At 75.7% G+C, this 4,076-nt stretch carries 2 protein-coding genes; both read right to left on the reverse strand.

Annotation, left to right across the window (positions count from 1 at the left end):
* Positions 1–768: MFS transporter (locus tag ONA70_RS35005; protein WP_265010768.1), on the reverse strand; the 768-nt coding region annotated here is incomplete at its 3' end.
* Between the two features lie 10 nt (positions 769–778).
* On the reverse strand, positions 779–4,076 hold a 3,298-nt coding region (locus ONA70_RS35010; protein WP_265010769.1), incomplete at its 5' end, for a condensation domain-containing protein.

Below are 4,076 nucleotides of genomic sequence, written 5' to 3' on the forward strand. Positions count from 1 at the left end.
GGCGTTGGTGCTGCTGTCGGTGCGGGCCAGGATCTGCGGGACGAGCAGCGCGAAGCCGACCGCGGCGAGCACGTTGATGGCGAACAGGATCGCCTCCAGCCCGGTGAACGCCCGGCTCTTCACGATGTAGCGGAAGCCGTGGAGGGTGTCGGACCAGAAACCGCCGTCGTCGTGCGCGGCCCGTGGCACCGGCGGCAGCTCGACCAGCAGCACCGCGCCGATCGCCACCAGGTACGACGCCGCGTCGATGGCCAGGATGACCTTGATGTCGAGCAGGCCGAGCAGGGCCGCCGCGAAGCCGGGCGCGAAGATCACCGGGATGGTCCGGACCGCGAACATCATCGCGTTGGCCTTCGGGTACTGGCCCTTCTCCATCATCACCGTGATGGTCGCCTGGTAGGCCGGCAGCTGGAACGCGAGGAACGCGCCGGTGACCAGGTTGACCAGGTAGAGGTGCCAGACCTGCACCGAGTCGGTGAGGAAGAGCAGCAGCAGGACGGCGGTGGTGACGGCCGAGCCGACGTCGCTGAGCACGACGGTCAGCCGGCGGCTCCACCGGTCGACCAGGGCACCGGCGATCGGGCTGAAGATGACGGTCGCGCCGAACGCGAACGCCATCAGCAGGGTCAGGTCGAAGGCCCGGCCGGTGACGTCCCACACCCAGATGCTCACGGCGAAGTTCGTCATCCGGGTGCCCAGCGCCGACAGCAGCTGGCCGAACCAGATCGTGGTGAACCCGGCGAACCGGGACGGGCGTCGGAACGCCATGGGTCTCCTCCTACTGTCGTGGCGGTTGCCCGTGGTCCCCGACCAGGCGCAGCAGGCCGGTCCGGATGCCGTCGAGCAGGTGATCTGCGGTTTCCGGCCGGAAGGCCGGGGTGGCGTAGCTGAGGTCGACGCGCAGCGCGTCGCCGGTGAGCGCGCCGGTCACGTCGAACGGGAAGGGCCAGTGCCCGGTCTCGTCCTCGGTGGGCCCGAACGGGGCGGGGCACACGTCGAGGAGCTGACTGCCGGGGGAGACGTCGTCGAAGCCGAAGCCGCCCATGTAGTTGACCGCGATCGACGGCGACCGGACGGCCTCGAGCTGCCGGCGTACCTCCGGGTCGGGGCAGAGGTGGCGGAGCAACCCGTACCCGATGCCGTTGTCCGGCACCCGGCCGAGCTGGCGGATCACCGACCGGACCGAGCGGGCCGGGTCGGTGCCGGCCGGCAGCTCCAGCCGCAGCGGATAGAGCACCTGGAACCAGCCGGTGGTCCGGCTGGTGTCCACGTCGTCGAAGAGCGGTTCCCGGCCGTGCCCGGTGGTGGCCACGGTGACCGGTCCGCCGGTACGCGCACTGACGGTGTCGACCACCGCCCAGACCAGCAGGTCCCGGACGCTGGCCCGCAGCCGCCGGGCGGCGGTGTGCAGCCCGCGGGTGGCCGCCGCGTCGAGGGTCACCGACGTCAGGCCCAGATCGCCCAGCCGGTACGGCCCGTCGTCCGGCACGTCGGCGAGCCGGCGCAGCCCGTCGTCGTCGGCCTGGGCCAACCAGTACGGCAGCTGGCCGCGCAGCCGGTCCGAGCCGGCGTGTCCGGCCAGCCGCTGCGCCCAGCTCCGGTACGAGGTGGTCTTGGCGGGCAGCTGCGGTTCCTCGCCCCGGTCGAGCTGGCCGCAGAGGGTCTCGAGGTCGGCCAGGAGCAGCCCCCGGGAGACCGCGTCGACCACCAGGTGGTGCGTGACGATCAGCAGCCGGTCGGGCAGTTCCGGGCCGAGTCGTAGGTGCGCGACCCGCACCAGCGGACCGGCGGTCAGGTCCAGCCCGGTCTGCTCCGCGGCGCAGCGGGCCTCGGCCGCCGCCGTCCGCTCGGCCACCGGTACGCCGGTGAGGTCGTGGCTGGTGAACGGGACCGCTTCGGTCGGGTCGGCGTGGTGCTGCCGCCAGCCTCCGTCGGGTTGCCGGGTGAAGCGCAGCCGCAGCGCGTCGTGCTGGGCGACCAGGCGGCGTACCGCCTCGCGGAGCAGGTCGGCGGGGAGCGGGCGGGCGAGCTGCAGGTAGTAGGGGTGGTTGAACAGGGCCGGCCGGCCCATGGTCGGCGCGATCAGGTCGGTGAACCAGCGCTGCGCCCCGGTCAGCGGCGCCTCGCCGGTCACCTCGCCCTGCTCGGCGTCGATGGTGGCCGCGGTGCCGAGGCTGGCGGCCAGCTCGGCGACGGTGGGGTGCTGGACGAGCTGCCGGGGGGTGACCGCCAGGCCCGCCTCGGCGCAGCGGGCGACGAGCTGCATGGCCAGCAGCGAGTCACCGCCGTTGGCGAAGAAGTCGTCGTGGATGCCGAGCCCGCCGGCGCGCAGCAGCTCCGACCAGATCGCCACCAGCTGCCGTTCCCGGTCGGTGCGCGGCGCGGCGGCGGCCCGGTCGGCCCGACGGCGGTAGCCGTCCGCGACGGCGTCCCGCACGGCGGCCGCCTCGGCCAGCTCGATGGCCACCTCGGCGTACAGGGCGGTGTCCACCGGTCGCCCGTCGGTGTCGCCGGGCGGGGCGTCGAGCAGCCAGAGGCCGCGCAGCACGGCGGCCGGGCCGGTCGCCGGGTCGAACGGAACGGCGGGCGCGCCGGCCGGGGCGGGTTCGGTCGCCGGGTGCAGGACCAGGGTGGCGCCGTCGGTGGGCGGCGTCGGGTCGTACCCGACGATCCCGGCGGTGAGCAGCGCGGCCAGCGCGGGGGCCGACGGCGCCGCGGTGAGCACGACCTCGCGCCCGGCCCGGACCTGCGCCGCGAGCAGGGCGGCCAGCTCCGCCGGCCCGTCGGCCGGCTCCGGGGGTACGACGAGACGGGCGACCGACGGGTGCGGGAGAGCCCGGCGGGCCAGCACCGTGCCGGCCACCGCCCGCAGCTCGGGCGACCAGTCGTCCCCGGCGGTGACGGCCGGCACCCGGTAGCGGTGGGCCCAGCCGGCCAGCGGCACCACGTCGACGCCGGGACGGTCGGCCTGGCCGGCCCGCAGCTCCTCGGTCAGGTCGGCGAAGATCCCCGCCCAGGGCGGCTCGTGGTGGGGTGGGGTGGCCGGGCCGACCAACAGCGTCAGCGGGGCCGCCGACCAGCCGCGGTAGGCGTCGAGGGCGGCTTCCAGCTCGGCGCGCCAGGCCCGCAGCCCGACCGTGGCGGCGCTCAACGGGCCGGGGGTGAGCCGGTCCGCCCAGCGCAGCAGCAGCGCGTTGCGGTCGGTCGGGGCGGCGGCCAGGCCGGCGGCCGGGTCGCGCAGCAGCCGCAGCACCGCGCCGCCGGGCAGCGGCGCCGGGGCGTACGGCAGGCCGAGCAGCCCGGTCCAGAAGCGGACCGTGTCGGCCAGCCCCGGCACGTCGGCGGTGCCGCCGAGCACCAGCCGGGGCGCCGGCCGGGCGGACGGGCGGGGCGGCACGGCGGCCGGCCCGCCGAGCGGCGCGTCCGGGCGGCGCAGCCCCTCGTCCAGCACCCGGCCGAGGGCGGTGAGCAGCCGGACCATCCGTTCCGGGGTGAACAGGTCGGCGCTGTACGCCAGGTCGGCGTGCAGCTCCTCGTCCTGCCAGGTGAGGCTGAGGAAGAGGTCGAAGTCGACGCCGACGCTCGGCACGTCCACCGGGGAGGCGGTCAGGCCGGCGAACTCGGGCAGCTCGTCCGGGCCGTCGATGACGTTGAGCACGCACTGGAACAGCGGGTGGTACGCGGCCTGCCGGGGCAGCCGCAGCGCCTCCACGATGGTCGCGAACGGCAGCCCCTGGTGCCGGTACGCCTCCCGGGCGGTCCGGTACGCGCGCCCGACGAGTTGCCGGAAGGTGGGCCGCCCGGCCACGTCCAGCCGCAGCGGCAGCAGGTCGGCGAAGCAGCCGAGCAGTCCGGCCAGCTCGGCACGTTCCCGGCCGGCGGTGGGCACGCCGACGACGAGGTCCGGTTGCCCGCTCTCGGCGTGCAGCAGCGCGGCGAACCCCGCCAGCAGGACGGCGAACGGGGTGACCCCCTCGGCGCGGGCCAGCTCACGGACCGCCGTGCCGAGCCCGGCGGGCAGCCGCTGCGACTGGTAACCGGCCACGTCGGAGCGTTCCTCGGGGCGGGGGTGGTCG

This window comes from Micromonospora yasonensis (assembly GCF_026013475.1).
In the GTDB taxonomy this organism is placed as follows: Bacteria; Actinomycetota; Actinomycetes; order Mycobacteriales; family Micromonosporaceae; genus Micromonospora; species Micromonospora yasonensis.